The 18,216-nt window shown below is 69.3% G+C and carries 22 protein-coding genes; 12 read left to right on the top strand and 10 right to left on the bottom strand.

What is annotated here, in order from left to right; genetic code table 11:
* Positions 1 to 13 precede the first annotated feature (13 nt).
* Genes cbiE through FB547_RS06975 form a run of 8 tightly spaced genes read left to right on the top strand, consistent with a single transcriptional unit; the run spans position 14 to position 5,620 of the window.
* Positions 14 to 1,321, top strand: coding sequence for a precorrin-6y C5,15-methyltransferase (decarboxylating) subunit CbiE (cbiE, locus tag FB547_RS07010; RefSeq protein WP_186454122.1), 1,308 nt, complete (start codon positions 14 to 16; stop codon positions 1,319 to 1,321).
* Positions 1,318 to 2,118, top strand: a complete 801-nt coding sequence (gene cobI, locus FB547_RS07005) for a precorrin-2 C(20)-methyltransferase (RefSeq protein WP_145740797.1) — start codon at positions 1,318 to 1,320, stop codon at positions 2,116 to 2,118. Before cbiE ends, cobI begins: the two co-directional genes overlap by 4 nt.
* Positions 2,108 to 2,845 carry a cobalamin biosynthesis central domain-containing protein gene (locus tag FB547_RS07000; RefSeq protein ID WP_145740795.1) on the top strand — a complete coding sequence of 246 codons (738 nt, stop codon included), beginning with the start codon at positions 2,108 to 2,110 and terminating at the stop codon, positions 2,843 to 2,845. Before cobI ends, FB547_RS07000 begins: the two co-directional genes overlap by 11 nt.
* A complete protein-coding gene (locus FB547_RS06995) occupies positions 2,842 to 3,246 on the top strand; it encodes a cobalamin biosynthesis protein (protein ID WP_145740793.1) in 405 nt (134 codons plus the stop codon). The genes FB547_RS07000 and FB547_RS06995 overlap by 4 nt, the downstream gene beginning before the upstream one ends.
* Positions 3,247 to 3,280: 34 nt before the next feature.
* Entirely contained in the window at positions 3,281 to 3,481 is a 201-nt protein-coding gene (locus FB547_RS06990; RefSeq protein WP_145740791.1) for a CbtB domain-containing protein, read from the top strand.
* Positions 3,482 to 3,495: 14 nt separating this feature from the next.
* Positions 3,496 to 4,290: a CbtA family protein gene (locus FB547_RS06985; RefSeq protein ID WP_145740789.1), complete on the top strand. Its 795-nt coding sequence runs from the start codon at positions 3,496 to 3,498 to the stop codon at positions 4,288 to 4,290.
* On the top strand, positions 4,287 to 5,267 hold the full coding sequence (gene cobJ, locus FB547_RS06980) for a precorrin-3B C(17)-methyltransferase (RefSeq protein ID WP_145740787.1): 981 nt from the start codon (positions 4,287 to 4,289) through the stop codon (positions 5,265 to 5,267). Before FB547_RS06985 ends, cobJ begins: the two co-directional genes overlap by 4 nt.
* Positions 5,264 to 5,620, top strand: coding sequence for a (2Fe-2S) ferredoxin domain-containing protein (locus FB547_RS06975; RefSeq protein ID WP_145740786.1), 357 nt, complete (start codon positions 5,264 to 5,266; stop codon positions 5,618 to 5,620). Before cobJ ends, FB547_RS06975 begins: the two co-directional genes overlap by 4 nt.
* A 16-nt stretch (positions 5,621 to 5,636) precedes the next feature.
* On the opposite strand, the gene FB547_RS06970 is transcribed toward FB547_RS06975, so the two are convergent.
* The 4 genes from FB547_RS06970 to FB547_RS06955 form a co-directional block, all read right to left on the bottom strand.
* Positions 5,637 to 6,875, bottom strand: a complete 1,239-nt coding sequence (locus tag FB547_RS06970; RefSeq protein WP_145740785.1) for a dihydrolipoamide acetyltransferase family protein — start codon at positions 6,873 to 6,875, stop codon at positions 5,637 to 5,639.
* A complete protein-coding gene (locus FB547_RS06965; RefSeq protein ID WP_145740784.1) occupies positions 6,876 to 7,889 on the bottom strand; it encodes an alpha-ketoacid dehydrogenase subunit beta in 1,014 nt (337 codons plus the stop codon).
* 4 nt (positions 7,890 to 7,893) lie between these two features.
* Positions 7,894 to 9,135 (bottom strand): 3-methyl-2-oxobutanoate dehydrogenase (2-methylpropanoyl-transferring) subunit alpha, encoded by a 1,242-nt coding sequence (locus FB547_RS06960; protein WP_145740782.1) that lies wholly within the window; start codon positions 9,133 to 9,135, stop codon positions 7,894 to 7,896.
* Positions 9,136 to 9,236: 101 nt separating this feature from the next.
* A complete protein-coding gene (locus FB547_RS06955; RefSeq protein WP_145740781.1) occupies positions 9,237 to 9,515 on the bottom strand; it encodes a GIY-YIG nuclease family protein in 279 nt (92 codons plus the stop codon).
* 167 nt (positions 9,516 to 9,682) lie between these two features.
* Here FB547_RS06955 and FB547_RS06950 point away from each other — a divergent pair, with 167 nt between their 5' ends.
* On the top strand, positions 9,683 to 9,994 hold the full coding sequence (locus FB547_RS06950) for a hypothetical protein (RefSeq protein WP_145740779.1): 312 nt from the start codon (positions 9,683 to 9,685) through the stop codon (positions 9,992 to 9,994).
* A gap of 111 nt (positions 9,995 to 10,105) precedes the next feature.
* Here FB547_RS06950 and FB547_RS06945 read toward each other — a convergent pair whose 3' ends face one another.
* The 3 genes from FB547_RS06945 to glmS all read right to left on the bottom strand — a co-directional run bounded on the left by FB547_RS06945 (position 10,106) and on the right by glmS (position 13,545).
* Positions 10,106 to 10,453: a DUF2200 domain-containing protein gene (locus tag FB547_RS06945; RefSeq protein ID WP_145740777.1), complete on the bottom strand. Its 348-nt coding sequence runs from the start codon at positions 10,451 to 10,453 to the stop codon at positions 10,106 to 10,108.
* An 8-nt stretch (positions 10,454 to 10,461) separates the two neighbouring features.
* Positions 10,462 to 11,586 carry a 3-deoxy-7-phosphoheptulonate synthase gene (locus FB547_RS06940; protein WP_145740775.1) on the bottom strand — a complete coding sequence of 375 codons (1,125 nt, stop codon included), beginning with the start codon at positions 11,584 to 11,586 and terminating at the stop codon, positions 10,462 to 10,464.
* A gap of 78 nt (positions 11,587 to 11,664) precedes the next feature.
* Positions 11,665 to 13,545 carry a glutamine--fructose-6-phosphate transaminase (isomerizing) gene (glmS, locus tag FB547_RS06935; protein WP_145740773.1) on the bottom strand — a complete coding sequence of 627 codons (1,881 nt, stop codon included), beginning with the start codon at positions 13,543 to 13,545 and terminating at the stop codon, positions 11,665 to 11,667.
* A gap of 138 nt (positions 13,546 to 13,683) precedes the next feature.
* On the opposite strand from glmS, the gene FB547_RS06930 reads away from it, so the two are divergent.
* Positions 13,684 to 14,166 carry an Lrp/AsnC family transcriptional regulator gene (locus FB547_RS06930; protein ID WP_145740771.1) on the top strand — a complete coding sequence of 161 codons (483 nt, stop codon included), beginning with the start codon at positions 13,684 to 13,686 and terminating at the stop codon, positions 14,164 to 14,166.
* Positions 14,167 to 14,274: 108 nt separating this feature from the next.
* Here FB547_RS06930 and glmU read toward each other — a convergent pair whose 3' ends face one another.
* Entirely contained in the window at positions 14,275 to 15,693 is a 1,419-nt protein-coding gene (glmU, locus tag FB547_RS06925) for a bifunctional UDP-N-acetylglucosamine diphosphorylase/glucosamine-1-phosphate N-acetyltransferase GlmU (RefSeq protein WP_145740769.1), read from the bottom strand.
* Between the two features lie 31 nt (positions 15,694 to 15,724).
* On the opposite strand from glmU, the gene FB547_RS06920 reads away from it, so the two are divergent.
* Positions 15,725 to 16,579: a DUF6279 family lipoprotein gene (locus tag FB547_RS06920; RefSeq protein ID WP_261380241.1), complete on the top strand. Its 855-nt coding sequence runs from the start codon at positions 15,725 to 15,727 to the stop codon at positions 16,577 to 16,579.
* Here FB547_RS06920 and FB547_RS06915 read toward each other — a convergent pair.
* Positions 16,576 to 17,268 (bottom strand): Crp/Fnr family transcriptional regulator, encoded by a 693-nt coding sequence (locus FB547_RS06915; protein ID WP_145741984.1) that lies wholly within the window; start codon positions 17,266 to 17,268, stop codon positions 16,576 to 16,578. The two genes, FB547_RS06920 and FB547_RS06915, sit on opposite strands and share 4 nt — an antisense overlap.
* Positions 17,269 to 17,436: 168 nt before the next feature.
* Between FB547_RS06915 and FB547_RS06910 the strand changes: the two genes are divergently transcribed.
* Positions 17,437 to 17,841 carry a BLUF domain-containing protein gene (locus tag FB547_RS06910; protein ID WP_145740767.1) on the top strand — a complete coding sequence of 135 codons (405 nt, stop codon included), beginning with the start codon at positions 17,437 to 17,439 and terminating at the stop codon, positions 17,839 to 17,841.
* Positions 17,842 to 17,893: 52 nt separating this feature from the next.
* Here FB547_RS06910 and FB547_RS06905 read toward each other — a convergent pair whose 3' ends face one another.
* The gene (locus FB547_RS06905) at positions 17,894 to 18,214 is read right to left on the bottom strand and encodes a DUF2917 domain-containing protein (protein ID WP_145740765.1); all 321 of its coding nucleotides are present in this window, start codon (positions 18,212 to 18,214) and stop codon (positions 17,894 to 17,896) included.
* Positions 18,215 to 18,216: the final 2 nt, after the last annotated feature.

Here is an 18,216-nt window from a genome sequence, read left to right as displayed (position 1 = left end):
CAACCACAACAACATGACCCACAAATGCCGCATCCTCGGCGTGCTGGACGATGGCGATGCGAGCCTCGGGCGCAGCGCGATGGCCCATCTGCAGCAGGCGCAGCTGGTGATCGGCGCCGCACGCACGCTGGCGCTGTTCGCGCCGCACATCGCACCCGGCGCGGTGCAGCGCGACCTCACCGGCGCACTGTCGCAGGTGCCCGAATGGATCCGCGCCGCACAGGCCGAAGAGCGCCGCGTGGTCGTGCTGGCCACCGGCGATCCGCTGTGCCACGGCATCGCGGCCTTCCTGGCCGCGCGCCTGTGCATCGAGGCGATCGAGGTCATTCCCAACGTGTCGACGCTGCAGCTGGCCTGCGCGCGCCTCGGCCTGCCGTGGCAGGAGATGAAGTTCGCCTCGGTGCATGCGAAGGACGCGGGCGACTGGCTGCCGGGATCGCCGCCCGCGCACGGCCTTTACGCGCTGCTGCGCGACATCCGCCAGCACGATCGCCTCGCGGTGCTCACCAGCCCCGACAACACGCCCGACCGCATCGCGCGCATGCTGGTGGCCGAGGGCCTGGCCGACGATCTCGAGATGGCCGTCGCCGAGCGCCTGTGCCAGCCCGAGGAACGCGTGGTCAGCGGCATGCAGATCGCGGCGGCAGCACAGATGCGTTTTGCCGACCCGAACGTGGTGCTGCTCTGGCGCACCCGGCTGCGCGCGCCGCAGGTGCTGTTCGGCCTGCCGGACGCGAGCTTCGAACAGCGCCATCCCGAGAAGGGCCTGATCACCAAGAACGAGGTGCGCGCCGTCTCGCTCGCGCGCATGCAGCTGCGCGCCGACAGCGTGGTGTGGGACATCGGCGCGGGCTCCGGCTCGGTCGGGCTGGAGGCGGCGCGGCTGTGCTGGCGCGGCCATGTCTACGCGATCGAGAAGAACGCCGACGACAGCGCCATCGTCGCGCGCAACCGGCAGGCCATGGGCATCAGCAACCACAGCCTGGTGCACGGCAAGGCGCCCGAGGGCCTGGCGGCCTGGGCCGATCCGGACGCCGTCTTCATCGGCGGCTCCGGCGGCGAACTGGCCGAGCTCATCGCGCTGGTGCTGCGGCGGCTGCGCCCGGGCGGCTGGCTGGTGATGAACTTCGTGACCATCGAGAACCTCGCAGGTGCGGTCGAGGCGCTCAAGGCGCAGGGTGCGAGCTGGGACGTGCTGCAGCTGCAGGCCTCGCGCAGCAAGCCGATCCTGCACATGCACCGGCTCGCGGCCGAGAACCCGGTGTGGCTGGTCTGTGCGCAAAGGACTGAGGTCCGCGTGCTGACGGGCGGTGCGGCATGACGGCACCCGGCATGCTCCACGGCGTATCGCTCGGCCCGGGCGATCCTGACCTGATCACGCGCCGCGCCTGGTCCCTGCTGACGCGCACCGACGCGGTCTGGACCTACCCCGTGCGCAGCCTGCGCAAGGAAAGCTACGCGCTCGACATCGCGCTGCGCGCCGGGCTTTCGGCGCCCGCGCAGCACCAGGCGCTGCTGTTCCCGATGACGCACGACGCCGAGAAGCTCGCGCGCCACTGGCTGAAGGCCGCCGAGACCGTGCAGGCGCTGCTGGCGACCGGGCAGGACGTGCTGTTCCTGGTCGAGGGCGATGCCTCCACCTACGCAAGCTTCTGCTACCTGGCGCGCGTGCTGCGCGAACTCGACCCGGCCGCGCGCATCGACGTGGTGCCCGGCGTCACCTCGTTCAACGCAGCCTGCGCGCGCCTGCAGCTGCCGCTCTCGGAGCAGGACGACACCGTGGCCATCGTGCCGGCGGCCTACGGCATTGCCGCGGTCGAGAAGATGCTGGACGACTTCGACACGCTGGTGCTCATGAAGGTCAAGCCGCTGCTCGACGACCTGATCGACCTGCTGGCGCGGCGCGGACTGCTCGCGCACAGCCGCTTCATCGAGAAGGCCGGCTCGCCGGTCGAACGCATCGTGCACGACGTGGCCAGCCTGAAAGGCAGCAAGGTCAACTACCTGTCGCTGCTGCTGGTGAAGAACCCCGGCCGCGAACGCGGCGAACTGGTGCGCGGCTGCCGCAAGAAAACCAGCACCGAAATCGAAGAGGACGAAAACCCGAATGACGAATGAAGCCGCACCCCGCGTGGTGCTCGTGGCCATCACCAAGCACGGCGCGCAGCAAACGGCCGGACTGGCCCGCCTGCTGCCCGAGGCCAGCGTGTGCGTGGGCTACAAGTTCGCGCCGCTCATGGCCGGCCTGCCCAACCCGGTGCGCGCCTACGCGGGTGCCTTCCGCGACGAGATCGCGGCGCTGTTCGCGGACTTCGACCAGATCGTGTTCTTCGTCTCGCTCGGCGCCGTGGTGCGCCTGATCGCGCCACACCTCAAGAGCAAGGACGAAGACCCGGGCGTGCTGGTGGTGGACGACGCCGCGCAGTTCGTGATTCCGGTGCTCTCGGGCCACGTGGGCGGCGCCAACGCGATGGCCGAGCAGGTCGCCGCGCTGCTGGATGCCACGCCCGTGCTGACCACCGCGTCGGACGTGGGCAAGACCATCCCGGTCGACATCCTCGGGCGCGAACTCGGCTGGAAGGTGGAGGCGCCCAAGATCAACATCACGCGCGTCTCGGCCCATGTCGTGAACGGCGAGCCGGTCGCGGTGGTGCAGGAAGCGGGCAGCACTGATTGGTGGAACCGCCCGACTCCCCTGCCCGCCAACATCCACCGCTTCGCGCGCTTCGATGATGTGGATCTCGCGCGCTTCAAGGCCGTGCTGTGGATCACGCAGGCCGAAGTGAGCGCCGAGCGCTGGCGCACGCTGGCCGAGCGGCTCGTCGTCTACCGGCCGCCGCAATGAGCACCGTGCGCTACGCCATCGGCCTGGGCTGCGACCGCGGCACGCCCCAGCACACGCTGCAGCAGGCGATCGACGAGGCGCTGGCCGGCATCGGCGCGCAGCTCGCGCAGGTGGCCGCGGCCGCCAGCATCGACCTGAAGGCCGACGAGCCCGGCCTGCTGGCGCTGGCCGCGGCCCACGGCTGGGCGCTGCGCTTCTATCCCGCCGCGCAGCTGGCCGAGGTGCCCGTGCCGCATCCGTCGGAAACGGTGCGCCGCCACACCGGCACGCCTTCGGTCAGCGAGGCGGCCGCGCTGCTGGCCGGCGGCGGCCTGCCGATGGCGGCGCTGGTCGTCCCCAAGCACAGGCACCGCGGCGCCGACGGGCGCCACGCGACGGTCTCGATCGCGCGCATGTCCTGATGAATCCCAACCCTCACCTCGAATGGAACCCGCAATGAACACCTCCTCCACGCACACCACTTCCCACACCGGCGGCTTCGCCCATGCCGGCACGCCGCGCAGCCTGCTGCTGCAACTGGCCGGCGCCGCGGCGCTGGGCCTGTTCGTCTTGTATGGCGTCGCCTTCGCCGAAAGCCCGCTCGCGCACAACGCCGCACACGACGTGCGCCACGTCACGGTCAAGCCCTGCCACTGAGCACGGAACATTCCATGATCTTCCAACGATTGATCTGGTGCGCACTGGCGGCGGCCGTGCTGGTGGGCAGCGTGCAGACCGGCGTGCAGCAGTGGCAGGCCACGCCGATCATCCAGGCGGCCGAAAGCTACGAATCGCAGAAGGCCGCGCCCCTGCCGGACCACGGCCATGACGCGGCGCATGCCCACGGCGCTGCCGCGGATGAAGTGCAGTGGCAGCCCCAGGACGGCGCCGAACGCAGCTTCTGGAGCTGGGTCGCCAACATGCTGCATGCCTTCAGCATGGCGCTGCTGGTGCTCGCGGCGATGGGTGTCTGCCTCTGGCGCGGCGCCCGCATGCGCTCGCTGCCGCTGGCGCTGCTGGTGTCTGCCGCCGGCTGGCTGAGCTTTCACTTCTGGCCCTCGCTCGGGCTGCCGGCCGAAATCCCCGGCATGGATGCGGCCCGGCTGGGTTCGCGCCAGGGCTGGTGGGTGCTGGCCGCGGCCGGCGCGGCGCTGGCCTGCACCTCGCTCGCGGGGCTGCGCAGCGCCTTGCGCTGGCCCGCGGCCGCGGCCTGGCTCGCGCTGCCCTTCGTGGTGGGTGCGCCGCAGGCCGCGGGCGATCCTTTCGCGGGCTTCGGCGCCGAGGCACAGGCCGCACTGCGGATGCTCGATGCGCGCTTCATCTGGGTGACCACCTGGATCTCGCTGAGCTTCTGGGCCTCGACGGGCGTGGCCTGCGGCCTGGCGTTCGAGCGCTGGCTGCGGCCGGCGCTGGCCGCTGCGTTCGATGATTCGCGCACTGCGCCGGCACTGGAGGTGAATCCATGAGCGGCAAGATTTCATTGGTCGGCATCGGCCCCGGCCACCACGACCACATGACGGGCCGCGCGCTGGCCGCGATCGCCGAAGCCGATGTGGTGGTCGGCTACAGCACCTACATCAAGCTGGTGGCCGACCTGCTCGAGGGCAAGGAGGTGATCCGCAAGGGCATGACCGAGGAGCTTGACCGCGCCGTCAACGCGCTCGAGCGCGCCCGCGAGGGCAAGAAGGTGGCGCTGATCTCCAGCGGCGACTCCGGTGTCTACGGCATGGCCGGACCGACCTACGAGGTGCTGTTCCAGGCCGGCTGGACGCCGGACTCCGACATCGCCGTCGAGGTGGTGCCCGGCGCGTCGGCCATCAACGCCTGCGCGGCGCTGGTGGGCGCGCCGCTCACGCACGACTTCTGCTCGATCTCGCTGAGCGACCTGCTCACGCCCTGGCCCGTGATCGCGCGGCGGCTCGACGCGGTGGCGGCGGCCGACTTCGTGGTGGCCCTGTACAACCCGAAGAGCGGACGGCGCACGCAGCAGATCGTGCAGGCGCAGCAGCTTTTCCTGCGGCACCGGCGGCCGGACACGCCGGTGGCGGTGGTCAAGTCGGCCTACCGCCGGCGCGAGCGCATCGAGTTGACCACGCTCGCCCACATGAGCGAGTGCGACATCGGCATGCTGACGACCGTGCTCATCGGCAACAGCCACACCTTCGTGCAGCACGGCCTCATGGTCACGCCGCGCGGCTATGCCAACAAGTACGACCTGGACGACGGCGGCAACACGCGCAGCGGCGAGAAGCCCGGCCGCTCGCTGTCGACCGGCCTGCTGGGCTGGATGGCCAACCTGCGCGCCGACCATGCCGAAGGGGCAAGCGCCGCCGCGCTGGCGGCCCAGCACCGCCTGCCCGCCGACTACATCGAGGCCGTGCTGGCCGCACCGGCCGAGGAAGAAAGCGCCGCGGCCGCGCCGCTCGAGGAGGCGCAGGAATGAGCGAAGTGGTCAAGCCGAAGATCGGCGGCTACAAGCGCCACCTGCTGGTCTGCACCGGACCGCGCTGCAGCCCCGACGGCACCTCGCAGGACCTGTTCGACAGCCTGGGCGACAAGTTCAAGGCCGCGGGCCTCCACGAGGGTGCGCTGCGCGTCAAGCGCAGCCGCGTCGGCTGCTTCGCGGCCTGCAAGGGCGGACCGGTGATGTGCGTGCAGCCCGACGGCACCTGGTACTACAACGTCACGCCCGAGAACATGGACCGCATCCTGTCGCAGCACCTGGTGGGCGGCGTGGTGGTGGAAGACCTCGTGTTCCACCAGGGACCGGGGCTCGCGCCGGACGGCGAGGCCTGAGGCGCCGCGGCGCCGGCTACTCGGCAAAAAGCAGCGCCGGGCATTCGAGCGAGGCGCGCACGGCCTGCACGAACTCGGCCGCCAGCTGGCCGTCGACCACGCGGTGGTCGAAGGAGGACGACAGGTTCATCATGCGCCGCGCGGCCACCGCGCCATCCTTCATCACCGGGCGCTGCACGATGCGGTTGACGCCGACGATCGCCACCTCGGGCGCATTGATGATCGGCGTGGACGCGATGCCGCCCAGCGCGCCCAGGCTGGTGACGGTGAGGGTCGAGCCGCTCAGTTCGTCGCGCGTGGCCCGGCCCGCGCGCGCGGCCTCGGCCAGCCGCGCGATCTCGGTGGCGCTCGACCAGGGATCGCGTGCTTCGGCGTGGCGCAGCACCGGCACCATGAGACCGACCGCGGTCTGGGTCGCGATGCCGACGTGCACCGCGCCATGGCGCGTGAGCACGCCCGTCTCGTCGTCGAAGCGGGCGTTGATCTGCGGAAAGCGCGGCACCGCCAGCACGATGGCGCGCACCAGCAGCGGCAGCAGCGTCAGGTGGGCCCGCTCGCTGTCCCAGCGTTCGTTGAGCCGCGCGCGCAGCAGCTCCAGCTCGGTCACGTCGACTTCCTCGACGTAGGTGAAGTGCGGGATGCGGCGCATCGCATCCTGCATGCGCTGCGCGATGCGGCGGCGCACGCCGGTCACGGGCACGGCCTCCTCGTCGTTGCGCTCCGCGTAGCGCGGCGGGCTCGGCGCCTGCGCGCGCTGCCGGCGGAGCAGCCAGGCGTCGAGATCCTCGTGCAGGATGCGGCCGTCGGCGGCGCTGCCCTGAATCTGCTGCAGATCGATGCCGAGCACTGCGGCGCGGTGGCGCACCGCGGGTGCGGCGAGCGGCTTGCCGGCCGAGGGTGGCGTGCGCACGGCCGGTGCGGATGCCGTTGCGGCTGCTGCCGCCACGGCTGGTGCAGGTTCAGGTGCCGGCGCACGTGCGGGTGCGGCCGGCACCTGCACCGCCTCACCCTGCGCTGCCACGTCGATCCGGATCAGCTCCGCGCCCACCGCAAGCTGCTGCCCCACTTCGCCGCCGAGCGCGAGCACCCGGCCCGCGACCGGCGAGGGAATCTCGACGGTGGCCTTGTCGGTCATCACGTCGGCCAGCACCTGGTCCTCGACCACCGTGTCGCCGGGCTGCACGCGCCATGCCACCAGCTCCACCTCGGCAATGCCTTCGCCGAGGTCCGGCACCTTGATTGCATGCGTGGCCATTCAGTTCTCCATGACGCGGCGCATCGCCGCACCGACGCGCGCCGGCCCCGGAAAGTAGGCCCACTCCTGCGCATGCGGATAGGGCGTGTCCCAGCCGGCCACGCGCTCGATCGGCGCCTCCAGGTAGTGGAAGCAGTGCTCCTGCACCAGCGCCACCAGCTCGGCACCGAAGCCGTTGGTGCGCGTGGCCTCGTGCACGACCACGCAGCGGCCGGTCTTCTTGACCGAAGCGACCAGCGTCTCCAGGTCCAGCGGCCACAGGCTGCGCAGGTCGATGATCTCGGCATCGATGCCGGTCTCCTGCGCGGCCGCTTCCGAGACGAAGACCATCGTGCCGTAGCTGATCACCGTCAGGTCGGCGCCGGGGCGGAACACGGTGGCCGACTCCAGCGGCACCGTGTAGTAGCCCTCGGGCACTTCGCCCAGCGGATGCGCCGACCAGGACACCAGCGGCCGCTCGTGATGGCCGTCGAAAGGGCCGTTGTACAGCCGCTTGGGTTCGAGAAAGATCACGGGGTCGTCGTTCTCGATCGAGGCGATCAGCAAGCCCTTGGCGTCGCGCGGATTCGAGGGCATCACCGTGCGCAGCCCGCAGACGTGCGTGAACAGCGCCTCGGGGCTCTGGCTGTGGGTCTGGCCGCCGTAGATGCCGCCGCCGCAGGGCATGCGGATGGTGATCGGTGCGGTGAAGTCGCCCGCCGAGCGGTAGCGCAGGCGCGCCGCCTCGGACACGATCTGGTCGTAGGCCGGATAGACGTAGTCGGCGAACTGCACTTCCACCACCGGGCGCAGGCCGTAGGCGCCCATGCCGATGGCCGAGCCGACGATGCCGCCCTCGTTGATCGGCGCATCGAACACGCGCGAGCGGCCGTACTTGGCCTGCAGGCCTTCGGTGCAGCGGAACACGCCGCCGAAGTAGCCCACGTCCTGGCCGTAGATGATCACGTTGTCGTCGCGCCCGAGCATCACGTCCATGGCGGAGCGCAGGGCCTGGATCATGGTCATCGAGGCCATGGCGTCATCCCTCGGAGGACAGCTGCGCGCGCTGCCGCTTCAAGTGTTCGGGCATCTCCTTGTAGACGTCCTCGAACATGGTCGCGGCGCCGGCGACGTGGCCGTCGGCCATGGAGCCGAAGCGCTCGGCCTCCTTCAGCGCGGCGTTCACCTGCGCTTCCAGGTCGGCCTGCGTCTGCTCATGCTCCTGCTGCGACCAGGCGCCGATGGCCGTCAGGTGCTGCGCCAGACGCGGGATCGGATCGCCCAGCGGAAAATGCGCCCAGTCGTCGGCCGGGCGGTAGCGCGAGGGATCGTCCGAGGTCGAGTGCGCGCCGGCGCGGTAGGTCACCCACTCGATCAGCGTCGGCCCCAGGTTGCTGCGCGCGCGCTCCGCGGCCCAGCGCGAGGCCGCCAGCACCGCGAGAAAGTCGTTGCCGTCGACGCGCAGCGACGCGATGCCGCAGCCCACGCCGCGCGCCGCGAAGGTGGTGGCCTCGCCGCCGGCAATCGCCTGGAAGGTCGAGATCGCCCACTGGTTGTTGACCACGTTGAGGATCACCGGCGCGCGGTACACGTGGGCGAAGGTCAGCGCGGTGTGGAAGTCGGACTCGGCGGTGGCGCCGTCGCCGATCCATCCCGAGGCAATGCGCGTGTCGCCCTTGATCGCCGAGGCCATGCCCCAGCCCACCGCCTGGATGAACTGCGTGGCCAGGTTGCCCGAGATCGAGAAGAAGCCGGCGCGCTTCATCGAATAGCACACCGGCAGCTGCCGGCCCTTGAGCGGGTCGCGCTCGTTGGACATCAGCTCGCAGATCAGTTCGAGCATCGTCACGTCGTCGCGCGCCAGCAGCAGGCCCTGCTGGCGGTAGGTGGGAAAGCACATGTCGCCCTGCTGCAGCACCAGCGCGTGGCCGGTGGCAATGGCTTCCTCGCCAAGGCACTGGATGTAGAACGAGATCTTCTTCTGCCGCTGCGCGATCAGCATGCGGGCATCGAAGGCGCGCGTCTTCATCATCGCGCGCAGGCCGCGGCGCAGCAGCTCGGGGTCGGCCTCGGGCGTCCACGGACCGACCGCGCGGCCCTCGTCGTCGAGCACGCGCACCAGCGTGTAGGCCAGGTCGCTGGTGTCGGCCGGCGATGCGTCGATTGGCGGTTTTCGCACCTCGCCGGCACGCGACAGGTGGAGGTAGGAAAAGTCGGTCTCGTGCCCCGGCCGCCCCGTGGGCTCCGGCACATGCAGACGAAGAGATGCGCCCTGGCTCATCGCGTTGTCTCCGCGCTCGATGGGATCGTTCGCCAGCAAAGCCTAGCGAATTTCAGGCGGGAGCGCAGCCGGTCAACCGCGTATTCTTTCTTGCGGGCGCGTCAGTCCTTGGTTTCGAAGAAGGCGAGCTTGCGCGCGCGGGGCAGTGCCTTGACCCTGATCTCCGCCCGCAGCGCGGCCCCCTTGTCAGGGTAGGGGCGCGCCGCAAGCACGCGCAGCGGAGGACGCGCGCGCGTGAATTTGGCGCCCAGCCCGAACACATGCTGGAAGAAGCGCTGCTCCACGTCGAGCGCGATCCCCGTGTAGTACACGCCGCCTTCGCATTCCAGGAGGTAGAGCCAGTAAGGCACAGGACCGGGGTCGGGCAGGGATCGGGGCATGGCGCGGATTGTGCAGCCGCGGCCGCTGGAAGCCGCCCTTCGCCAGAGTCGGCTTTGGCGCAACGGCGAGGAGACGCGCCGTTGCGGGCGTACAGTGGGTGGCCGAGCCCAGGCCCAGGGCGGTTGCCGCCGCCCCGCGGGGGGCTCTCCACGAATGGAGGTTGAACATGGCCCAGCATGCAATTACCGCTGTTCATTTCAGCGATGGGAAGATCGATCTCGTCGCCATTCACCCGGTGGTGGAGCAGGAGTTCGGCTCGACCGAGTTTGCGCTTGGCGCGGCACGGCGGATCGGCATCGGCGAATGCGCCGAGCTCCTTGCCGCCGGCGAGGAAGTGTGCCTTGCACGGCGCACCGAAAGTCATGCCTGGGAAGTGGTTTGCGACGTCCAGCTCCTGCCGGGCGGCGCCGGCATCACCGGCGTCGACATCGTGGGCCGACCCAACGATGCGCTGCAGAAGCTTCCTGCGTGGGACTGAGGGCTGGCGGGCAGATGCCCTTTGAGGCCTGCGCGCCCGTGGGTGGTGCCGCACTTGGGACAGACGTGGACATGCAGCTGCCGTGAACTGCTTTCCGGCCGGATCGTCCTGCTACCGGAGGATCTTCTCCATCTTCTTGCCCTTCGCGAGCTCGTCGACCAGCTTGTCCAGATAGCGGATCTTCTGCATCAGCGGATCGCCGACTTCCTCGACGCGGACACCGCAGACCACGCCCTTGATCAGCGAGCTGTTCGGGTTCATGGCGGGAGCCTCCGCAAAGAAGGTCTCGAAATCGTTCTCCAGTTCGATCTGCCGCTCCAGGCCCGCCTGGTCGTAGCCGGTCAGCCAGCGAATGACTTGATCCACCTCTTCCTTCGTGCGGTTCTTGCGCTCGGCCTTCTGGACGTACATCGGATAGACCTTCGCAAACGCCATCGTGAAAATTCGATGCGCTGGCATGGCCGCTCTCAGGCCTTGGGCAGGCGCCGCCTTGCCTTGACCGCCGATGCGAGCCCTTCGAGCACCGGCACCGTCTGCGCAAAGCCGATGCAGGCATCGGTGATCGAGACGCCGTGCTTCAGCGCCGCGCCGGGCTTCAGGTCCTGCCGCCCTTCCTCGACATGGCTCTCGATCATGAGGCCCGTGATGCGCCGCTCGCCGGCCGCGATCTGCGCCGCCACGTCTTCGGCAACCACGATCTGCCGCTGGTGCTGCTTGCTGCTGTTGCCGTGCGACACGTCGATCATCACCTGCGGCCGCAGCCCGTTCGCCAAAAGCGCCTCGCAGCTGGATGCGACATCCGCGGCCGAGTAGTTGGGAGCCTTGCCGCCGCGCAGGATCACGTGGCAGTCGTCGTTGCCGCGCGTCTCGAAGATCGCCGCCATGCCCATCTTGGTCATGCCCATGAAGGCATGCGGCGCGCGGGCCGCGAGGATCGCATCGGCCGCCACCTTCACGCTGCCGTCCGTGCCGTTCTTGAAGCCCACCGGGCAGCTCAGGCCCGACGCCAGCTGCCGATGGCTCTGGCTCTCGGTGGTGCGGGCGCCGATGGCACCCCAGGCAATCAGGTCGGCAATGAACTGCGGACTCAGCAGGTCGAGGAATTCGGTGCCGGTCGGCAGGCCCAGCGTGGTCAGTTCGAGCAGCAGTCGCCGCGCGCGCTCCAGCCCTTCGTTGATCGCGAAGCTGCCGTCCAGGTGCGGGTCGTTGATGTAGCCCTTCCAGCCCACGGTGGTGCGCGGCTTCTCGAAGTAGGCGCGCATCACGATCAGCAGGTCGTCCTGCAGCGAGTCGGCGACGGCCTTCAGGCGCTGTGCGTATTCGATGGCCTGGTCGTGGTCGTGGATGGAGCAAGGGCCGACCACGACGACCAGCCGGTCATCGCGGCCGTGCAGCACGTCGGCGATTGCCGCGCGGCTGCCTTCGACCAGCGCCAGCGTGTTGTCGCGCACGGGCACGCGCTCCTGCAGCAAGGCCGGGGTGATGAGCGGACGGACGGCGCCGATGCGCACGTCGTCGATCCGGGTGGTGTCGAGCGTGCTGTCGCGGGAGCCGATTTCGGCATCGTGCAGGGGGTCGTCGAGGCGGGGCATGGTGGTGGCAGGCTGTGATTTCGAACTGAGTTTCTTCGATTGTCCTCTCGAAGGCGCCGGTCCCCGCACCCCGCCCACTCACTCCACCGTCACGCTCTTCGCCAGGTTGCGCGGCTTGTCCACGTCCGTCCCCCGCGCGCACGCCGTGTGATAGGCCAGCAGCTGCAGCGGCACCACATGCAGGATCGGCGACAGCGCACCGTAGTGCTCGGGCATGCGGATCACGTGCAGCCCTTCGCTGCTCTTGATCTTCGTGTCGCCATCGGCCAGCACATAGAGCACGCCGCCGCGCGCACGCACTTCCTGCAGGTTGCTCTTGAGCTTTTCGAGCAGGGTGTCGTTGGGCGCCACGGCCACCACGGGCATCTCGCTCGTGACCAGAGCCAGCGGGCCGTGCTTGAGCTCGCCGGCGGCGTAGGCCTCGGCGTGGATATAGGTCACTTCCTTGAGCTTGAGCGCGCCTTCGAGCGCGATCGGATAGTGCAGCCCGCGGCCCAGGAAGAGTGCGTTGTCCTTGCGCGCGAAGTCCTCGGCCCAGCCGATGATCTGGGGCTCGAGCGCGAGCACCGATTGCAGCGCGACGGGCAGGTGCCGCATCTCCTTCAGGTAGCGCGCCTCGTCGGCCTCGCTGAGGCGCCCCTTGGTCTGCGCAATGGCGAGCGTCAGCAGGAACAGCCCGGCCAGCTGCGTGGTGAAGGCCTTGGTCGAGGCCACGCCAATCTCCACCCCGGCACGCGTGATGTAGGCCAGCTTGCATTCGCGGACCATCGCGCTGGTGGCCACGTTGCAGATGGTCAGCGTCTGTTCCATGCCGAGCGAGCGCGCATGCTTGAGCGCGGCCAGCGTGTCGGCGGTTTCGCCCGACTGGCTGATGGTGACCACCAGCGTCTTCGGATCGGGCACCGAATCGCGGTAGCGGTACTCGCTCGCGATCTCGACCTGCGTCGAGATCTTCGCGATGCTCTCGAGCCAGTACTTGGCGGTGCAGCCGCTGTAGTAGCTGGTGCCGCAGGCCAGGATGAGGATCTTGTCGATGTCCTTGAACACGCGGTGCGCGCTCGCGCCGGTGGCGCCGTCCTGCCCGATGCCGTCGAACAGCTCGGGCACGATGCCGGCCACGCCCTCGAGCGTGTCGCCGATGGCGCGCGGCTGCTCGAAGATTTCCTTCTGCATGTAATGGCGATACGGGCCCAGCTCGGCCGCGCCGCTGTGCGCCTGCACGGTGCGCACCTGGCGCTGCACGGGCTTGTGATTGCGGTCGACGATCCAGTACTTGCCGGGCTGCAGGTCGACCACGTCGCCTTCCTCGAGATAGACGATCTGGTCGGTCACGCCGGCCAGCGCCATGGCGTCGCTCGCGAGGAAGTTCTCGCCGCCCTCCTTGCCCGCGCCCAGGATCAGCGGCGAGCCCGCGCGCGCACCGACCACGCGCTGTGGTTCGTCGCGGCAGATCACGGCAATGGCATAGGCGCCGTGCAGTTGCAGCACCGCGGCCTTCACGGCCTCGAACAGGTCGCCGTCGTAGAGGCTGTCGACGAGGTGGGCGATGACCTCGGTGTCGGTCTGGCTCTCGAACACGTAGCCCTTGGCTTCGAGCGCCGCGCGCAGGGTTTCGTGGTTCTCGATGATGCCGTTGTGCACCAGCGCGATGCGGCCCGGCCGCGCGCCTTGCGCATCGGCGCCCGGGCCATGGCTGAAGTGCGGATGGGCGTTGTGCACGGCGGGCGCGCCGTGCGTGGCCCAGCGCGTGTGGGCGATGCCGGTCAGGCCTTCGACATGGTCTTCGCGCACCTGCGTGACGAGGTCCGCCACGCGCGATGTGGTGCGCGCCCGCGCGAGCCCGCCCGCATGGACCGCCACGCCGCAGGAGTCGTAGCCGCGGTATTCGAGCCTCTGCAGGCCCTGGACCAGGACCGGAACGATGTTGCGATGGGACGCTGCGCCGACGATGCCGCACATGGTGAGCTGCCTTTGAATGAAGTAGAGGCTCGATGGTAGGAAGCAGTTGAAAAAATATGCATCCGAAATTCATGAAATTTCAAACTTTTCTTTCATCAATCGAGATGTCTGGATTTTTATTCCATAATTCAATTGAATATGGAATCAATTTCCCTGGATGCAATAGATCTCCGTCTGCTCGATGCGCTCCAGCGCGACGCCTCGCAGACCAACCAGCGGCTGGCCGCCGAGGTGGGCATCTCGCCGCCCACCTGCCTGCGCCGCGTGCAGCGCCTGCGGCAGGAGCGGCTGATCGAGCGCCAGGTTGCGCTGCTCTCGCCCGACCGGCTCGCCACGGTGCTGGGCCATGGCTTGCAGGCGGTGGTCGAGATTTCGCTGGACCGGCAGGACGCCGCGGCCCTCGATGCCTTCGAGGCCCGCGTGATCGCCGACGACGCCGTGCAGCAATGCTGGCGCGTCTCGCCGGGGCCGGACTTCGTGCTGGTGGTGGCGGCGCGCGACATGCCGGACTACGGCGCGCTGGCGCAGCGCCTGTTCACGGCCGACGCCAATGTGCGCAACGTCAAGGCTTTCTTCAGCCTCAAGCGCGCGAAGTTCACCCCACTGCTGCCATTGCAATAGGGGCACATTTTCGTGAAACACCGCGGAACCGGCTTTGCCGGGCCGCTGGTGTTGCCCCCGGTAGGGGGTTGGCGAAGCGACACGAAGTGCGCGAAGACTGGGGGCGAGCTACTTTTTCGGCCGCTTCCAGTTCGCAAAGCTGACCTGCTTGCCGCGCGCCACGGTGAGCGCGCCAGGCTCGGTCGATTTGTTCACCGTCGAGCCACCGCCGATGGTGCCGCCCGCGCCAATGGTGACCGGCGCCACGAGCACGCAATTGCTGCCCACGTGCACGTCGTCCTCGATGACGGTTCGGTGCTTGTTGGCGCCATCGTAGTTGGCCGTGATGCTGCCCGCGCCGTAGTTCACGCGCTGCCCCACGCTGGCATCGCCCAGGTAGGCCAGGTGGTTGGCCTTGGCGCCGGCGGCCAGCGTCGAATTCTTCACTTCGACGAAGTTGCCGATGTGCACCTCGGCGCCCAGCTGCGCGCCCGGCCGCAGCCGCGCGAAGGGACCGACCAATGACCTTTCGCCCACGCTCACGCCGGCCTTCTCGCCGTCGATGTGGGTGAACGGATGGATCACCGCGCCCGCCTCGATGCGCGCGTTGGCAATCACGCAGTTGGCGCCGATGCGCACGCCCTCGCCCAGGAACACCGATCCCTCGAACACGCAGTTGACGTCGATCTCGACGTCGGCCTCGCAGGCCAGCGCGCCGCGCAGGTCGAAGCGCGCGGGATCGGCGAGCCGCACGCCTTGCGCCATCAGCGCATCGGCCTGCCGCAGCTGCCAGGCGCGCTCCAGCGCCGCCAGCTGCGCGGGGCTGTTGATGCCGGCGACCTGGAGTTTGTCGGTGATCACGTGCGCGACCACGGGCACGCCATCGGCCGCGGCCAGCTTGACGATGTCGGTGAGGTAGTACTCGCCCTGCGCGTTGCGGTTGTCCAGCCGCGAGAGCCAGCCCTTGAGCAGCGCGGCGGGCACGGCCATCACGCCGCTGTAGATCTCGCGGATCTCGCGCTGCGCCTCGGTGGCGTCCTTCTGCTCGACGATGGCCCTGACTTCGCCCCCCGCCTGCCCTTCGGCGCGCACGATGCGCCCGTAGCCGGTGGGATCGTCGAACTCGATGGTCAGCAGCGCGAGCCGCCGGCCGCTGCTGGCGGCGATCAGCGCGCGCAGCGTGTCCTCGCCGATCAGCGGCACGTCGCCCGACAGCACCAGCACCGTGCCGTCGTCGGGCAGGAGCGGGGCCGCCTGTTGCACCGCGTGGCCGGTGCCCAGCTGCGGCTCCTGCCGCGCGAACTGCAGCGCGGCGCCAATGGCGTTGCCGGCCATGGCGGCCTCGACCTCGGCCGCACCGTGGCCGGTGACGACGACCACATGGCGCGCGCCGATGCGCGCGGCGGTATCGGTCACGTGCCCGAGCAATGCGCGCCCGGCCAAACGATGCAACACTTTGGGCAGCCTGCTTTTCATGCGCGTGCCCTTGCCGGCCGCCATGATGACGACGTCGACCGGTCCCTGGTTGTCTTGCGGAATCTGATTCATGCTTCTTTCTACCCGAATGCGTTGCGCCAAGTTGGCGCGGATTATCGGCGTGCTGCTGATGGCCGCCGCGCTCGCAGGCTGCAGCACGGTCAGGCTGGCCTACAACAACCTGCCCGAGGTGAGCTATTGGTGGCTCGACACCTACCTCGACTTCGACGGCTCGCAGACGCCCAAGGTGCGCGACGAGCTCGGGCAATTGCTGAGCTGGCACCGGCAGAACGAGCTGCCGCGGATTGCCGGCCTGCTGCGGGAAGCGCAGGCCCTGGCGCCGCACGACGTGACGGCGGCCCAGGCCTGCCGCATGGCGGACCAGATCCGCGAGCGCCTGCTGGCGGTCACCGAGCGTGCCGAGCCGGCGGGCACCGAGCTGGCATTGAGCCTGACCGCGGCGCAACTGCAGCAGCTCGAGCGCAAGTACGCGAAGAACAACGCCGATTACCGCAAGGACTGGCTCGAGCGCAGCGCCGCCGATGTGCAGGAAAAGCGATACGACCGCTTCCTCGACCGCCTGGAGGATTTCTATGGCCGGCTGAGCCCGGAGCAGCGCGAGCTGCTGCGCCGGCAGGTGGCGCAGTCGGTGTTCGACCCGCGGCTGGCCGATGCCGAGCGCCGCCAGCGCCAGCAGGAGGCACTGCAACTGCTGCGCGGCTTCAACGCCACCAAGCCCCCGGTGTCCGAAGCGCGCGCGGCCATCCATGCCTACGTGATGCGCATCGCCGAGCCGCCCCCCGGCCCCTGGCGCGACCACCAGCAGGCCCTGCTGCAGGAAGGCTGCCGCAACCTGGCCGCGCTGCACAACACCACGAGCGCCGGCCAGCGGGAGCAGGCGGTGCGCCGGCTGCAGGCCTACCAGGACGACCTGCGGCAGCTGGTGGCCGCGCGTTAGATCAGCGGCGTCGGCCGCATCGGGCGCTCGAAATAATCCCCCAGCGCCTCGAGCGCACGCGGCTCCAGGATGCGCAGCCAGCCTGCGTCGAGCTTGTAGAGCCCCAGGCTCTGCAGCCGGCGCAGCGTCTTGTTGGTATGCACCAGCGACAGCCCCAATGCATCGGCCAGGTGCTGCTGGCTGAACGGAAACTCGACCCAGCCGTCGCGCACCATGCCCACGCGCTGGGCCCGGCGGTACAGGTGCATCAGCAGCATGGCCACGCGCTCGGCCGCGTTGCGGCGGCCCGTGGTCACCAGGTTGTCGTCCACCAGCTTTTCTTCGCGCGCGGCCAGCCAGGTGATGTCGTAGCCGAGCTTCGGCTGGGCATGGAACAGCTCCCAGAGCCTGCCGCGCGGAAACACGCAGAGCGTGGCTTCGCTGGCGGCCTCCACGCCGTGCGTGTGGCCGTCGGCAAACTCGTCCTGCAGGCCGATGAAGTCGCCGGGCAGCAGAAAGCTCAGGATCTGCCGCCGGCCGTCGCTCAGCGTCTTGTAGCGAAAGGCCCACCCGGCATAGAGCGTGAACAGCTCGGCGCTCGGCCGGTGCTCGTCGATGATGGTGGCGCCGGCGGCGACGCGGCGGGAGCCGGCCCTGAAGGATGCGATGGCTTCGAGCTCTTGCGGCGCGACCGGCAGGAAGGCTTCCATCCTGCGCAGCGCGCAGGCCTCGCAGGGATGGGGCCCCGGAGGGGGCGAGGCGGGGGGTGCATGGTCCTCGAATTTCACGCGCCACTATAGGCTTCGGGCCTGTGTCTTTTGACATTTCGCAGGGCCCGGGAGATTCATACACTTCGCACGCCTTCCGCTTCCGAACGCATGACAGAAAAGCAAGCTCTCCACGAAGTCTTCTATTGCAGCATGCTCACGCCGGACCTGCCACCGGCCACCGTGGGCTCGATCGTGACCCAGGCCCGCGCGCGCAATGCCCAGTACGGCATCACCGGCCTTCTGGTCTTCGACGGCATGCGTTTCTGCCAGCACCTCGAAGGCCCGCACGGGGCGGTGGAGACGCTGATGCGCCGCATCGAACGCGACCCTCGGCACACCGACATCAAGGTCTTCCGCCGCGGCCCGCTCGCGGCGCGCCGCTACAGCGGCTTTGGCGTGGGCCTGGCCGAAAGCGAGGGGCCCGACCTCATGGCCGGCATCCGTGCACTGCAGGGCGAAGCCGCGCTGGCGCACTTCCTGGCGCTGCGCCCCAGTTTCGACATCAACGGCTGAAAAAGAAAAAGGCGGCCGAAGCCGCCCTTTGCGTCCATGGAGGGATGACCGTTCAGGCCTGGTCCCACGAGTAGGTGGCACCGTAGCCATCCCATGCTTCCATGACGATGCGCTGGCCTGCGGCCACGTTCAGCGATTCGCCCGGGGCCAGCACCAGGTCTTCGCTGGGGCTGGCGGCCGTGGCGTCCGGCGTGACCCAGACCCGGCCTTGCCTGACCCGCAGCACACTGGCCGACCGCGCCTTCAGGCTCATCGCCTCGCCGGGGGCAATCTGCCAGGCACCGCGGCGCACGGCCGGCGGAACGGCGGAAGCGGTGCGGGTGGAAGACGGCAGGGAAGCAAGCGATTCGGTGGTGCAGACGGCAGTGGACATGA

This window comes from Variovorax beijingensis (assembly GCF_007828835.1).
GTDB lineage: Bacteria > Pseudomonadota > Gammaproteobacteria > Burkholderiales > Burkholderiaceae_C > Variovorax > Variovorax beijingensis_A.
Note: the sequence above shows the minus strand (reverse complement) of the source record. Positions and strands in the feature narration are given on the sequence as shown.

Bases quoted from the DNA above. Each gene is read 5' to 3' on its own strand.
- FB547_RS06910 (WP_145740767.1), top strand. From the start codon at position 17,437: ATGACAGAAAAGCAAGCTCTCCACGAAGTCTTCTATTGCAGCATGCTC.
- FB547_RS06955 (WP_145740781.1), bottom strand. From the start codon at position 9,515: ATGCCCCGATCCCTGCCCGACCCCGGTCCTGTGCCTTACTGGCTCTAC.
- FB547_RS06915 (WP_145741984.1), bottom strand. From the start codon at position 17,268: ATGGAAGCCTTCCTGCCGGTCGCGCCGCAAGAGCTCGAAGCCATCGCA.
- FB547_RS06990 (WP_145740791.1), top strand. From the start codon at position 3,281: ATGAACACCTCCTCCACGCACACCACTTCCCACACCGGCGGCTTCGCC.
- FB547_RS06995 (WP_145740793.1), top strand. From the start codon at position 2,842: ATGAGCACCGTGCGCTACGCCATCGGCCTGGGCTGCGACCGCGGCACG.
- FB547_RS06945 (WP_145740777.1), bottom strand. From the start codon at position 10,453: ATGCCAGCGCATCGAATTTTCACGATGGCGTTTGCGAAGGTCTATCCG.
- FB547_RS06905 (WP_145740765.1), bottom strand. From the start codon at position 18,214: ATGTCCACTGCCGTCTGCACCACCGAATCGCTTGCTTCCCTGCCGTCT.
- glmU (WP_145740769.1), bottom strand. From the start codon at position 15,693: ATGAATCAGATTCCGCAAGACAACCAGGGACCGGTCGACGTCGTCATC.
- glmS (WP_145740773.1), bottom strand. From the start codon at position 13,545: ATGTGCGGCATCGTCGGCGCAGCGTCCCATCGCAACATCGTTCCGGTC.
- cobJ (WP_145740787.1), top strand. From the start codon at position 4,287: ATGAGCGGCAAGATTTCATTGGTCGGCATCGGCCCCGGCCACCACGAC.
- FB547_RS07000 (WP_145740795.1), top strand. From the start codon at position 2,108: ATGACGAATGAAGCCGCACCCCGCGTGGTGCTCGTGGCCATCACCAAG.
- cobI (WP_145740797.1), top strand. From the start codon at position 1,318: ATGACGGCACCCGGCATGCTCCACGGCGTATCGCTCGGCCCGGGCGAT.
- FB547_RS06930 (WP_145740771.1), top strand. From the start codon at position 13,684: ATGGAATCAATTTCCCTGGATGCAATAGATCTCCGTCTGCTCGATGCG.
- FB547_RS06970 (WP_145740785.1), bottom strand. From the start codon at position 6,875: ATGGCCACGCATGCAATCAAGGTGCCGGACCTCGGCGAAGGCATTGCC.
- FB547_RS06950 (WP_145740779.1), top strand. From the start codon at position 9,683: ATGGCCCAGCATGCAATTACCGCTGTTCATTTCAGCGATGGGAAGATC.
- FB547_RS06940 (WP_145740775.1), bottom strand. From the start codon at position 11,586: ATGCCCCGCCTCGACGACCCCCTGCACGATGCCGAAATCGGCTCCCGC.
- FB547_RS06960 (WP_145740782.1), bottom strand. From the start codon at position 9,135: ATGAGCCAGGGCGCATCTCTTCGTCTGCATGTGCCGGAGCCCACGGGG.
- cbiE (WP_186454122.1), top strand. From the start codon at position 14: ATGACCCACAAATGCCGCATCCTCGGCGTGCTGGACGATGGCGATGCG.
- FB547_RS06965 (WP_145740784.1), bottom strand. From the start codon at position 7,889: ATGGCCTCGATGACCATGATCCAGGCCCTGCGCTCCGCCATGGACGTG.
- FB547_RS06975 (WP_145740786.1), top strand. From the start codon at position 5,264: ATGAGCGAAGTGGTCAAGCCGAAGATCGGCGGCTACAAGCGCCACCTG.
- FB547_RS06985 (WP_145740789.1), top strand. From the start codon at position 3,496: ATGATCTTCCAACGATTGATCTGGTGCGCACTGGCGGCGGCCGTGCTG.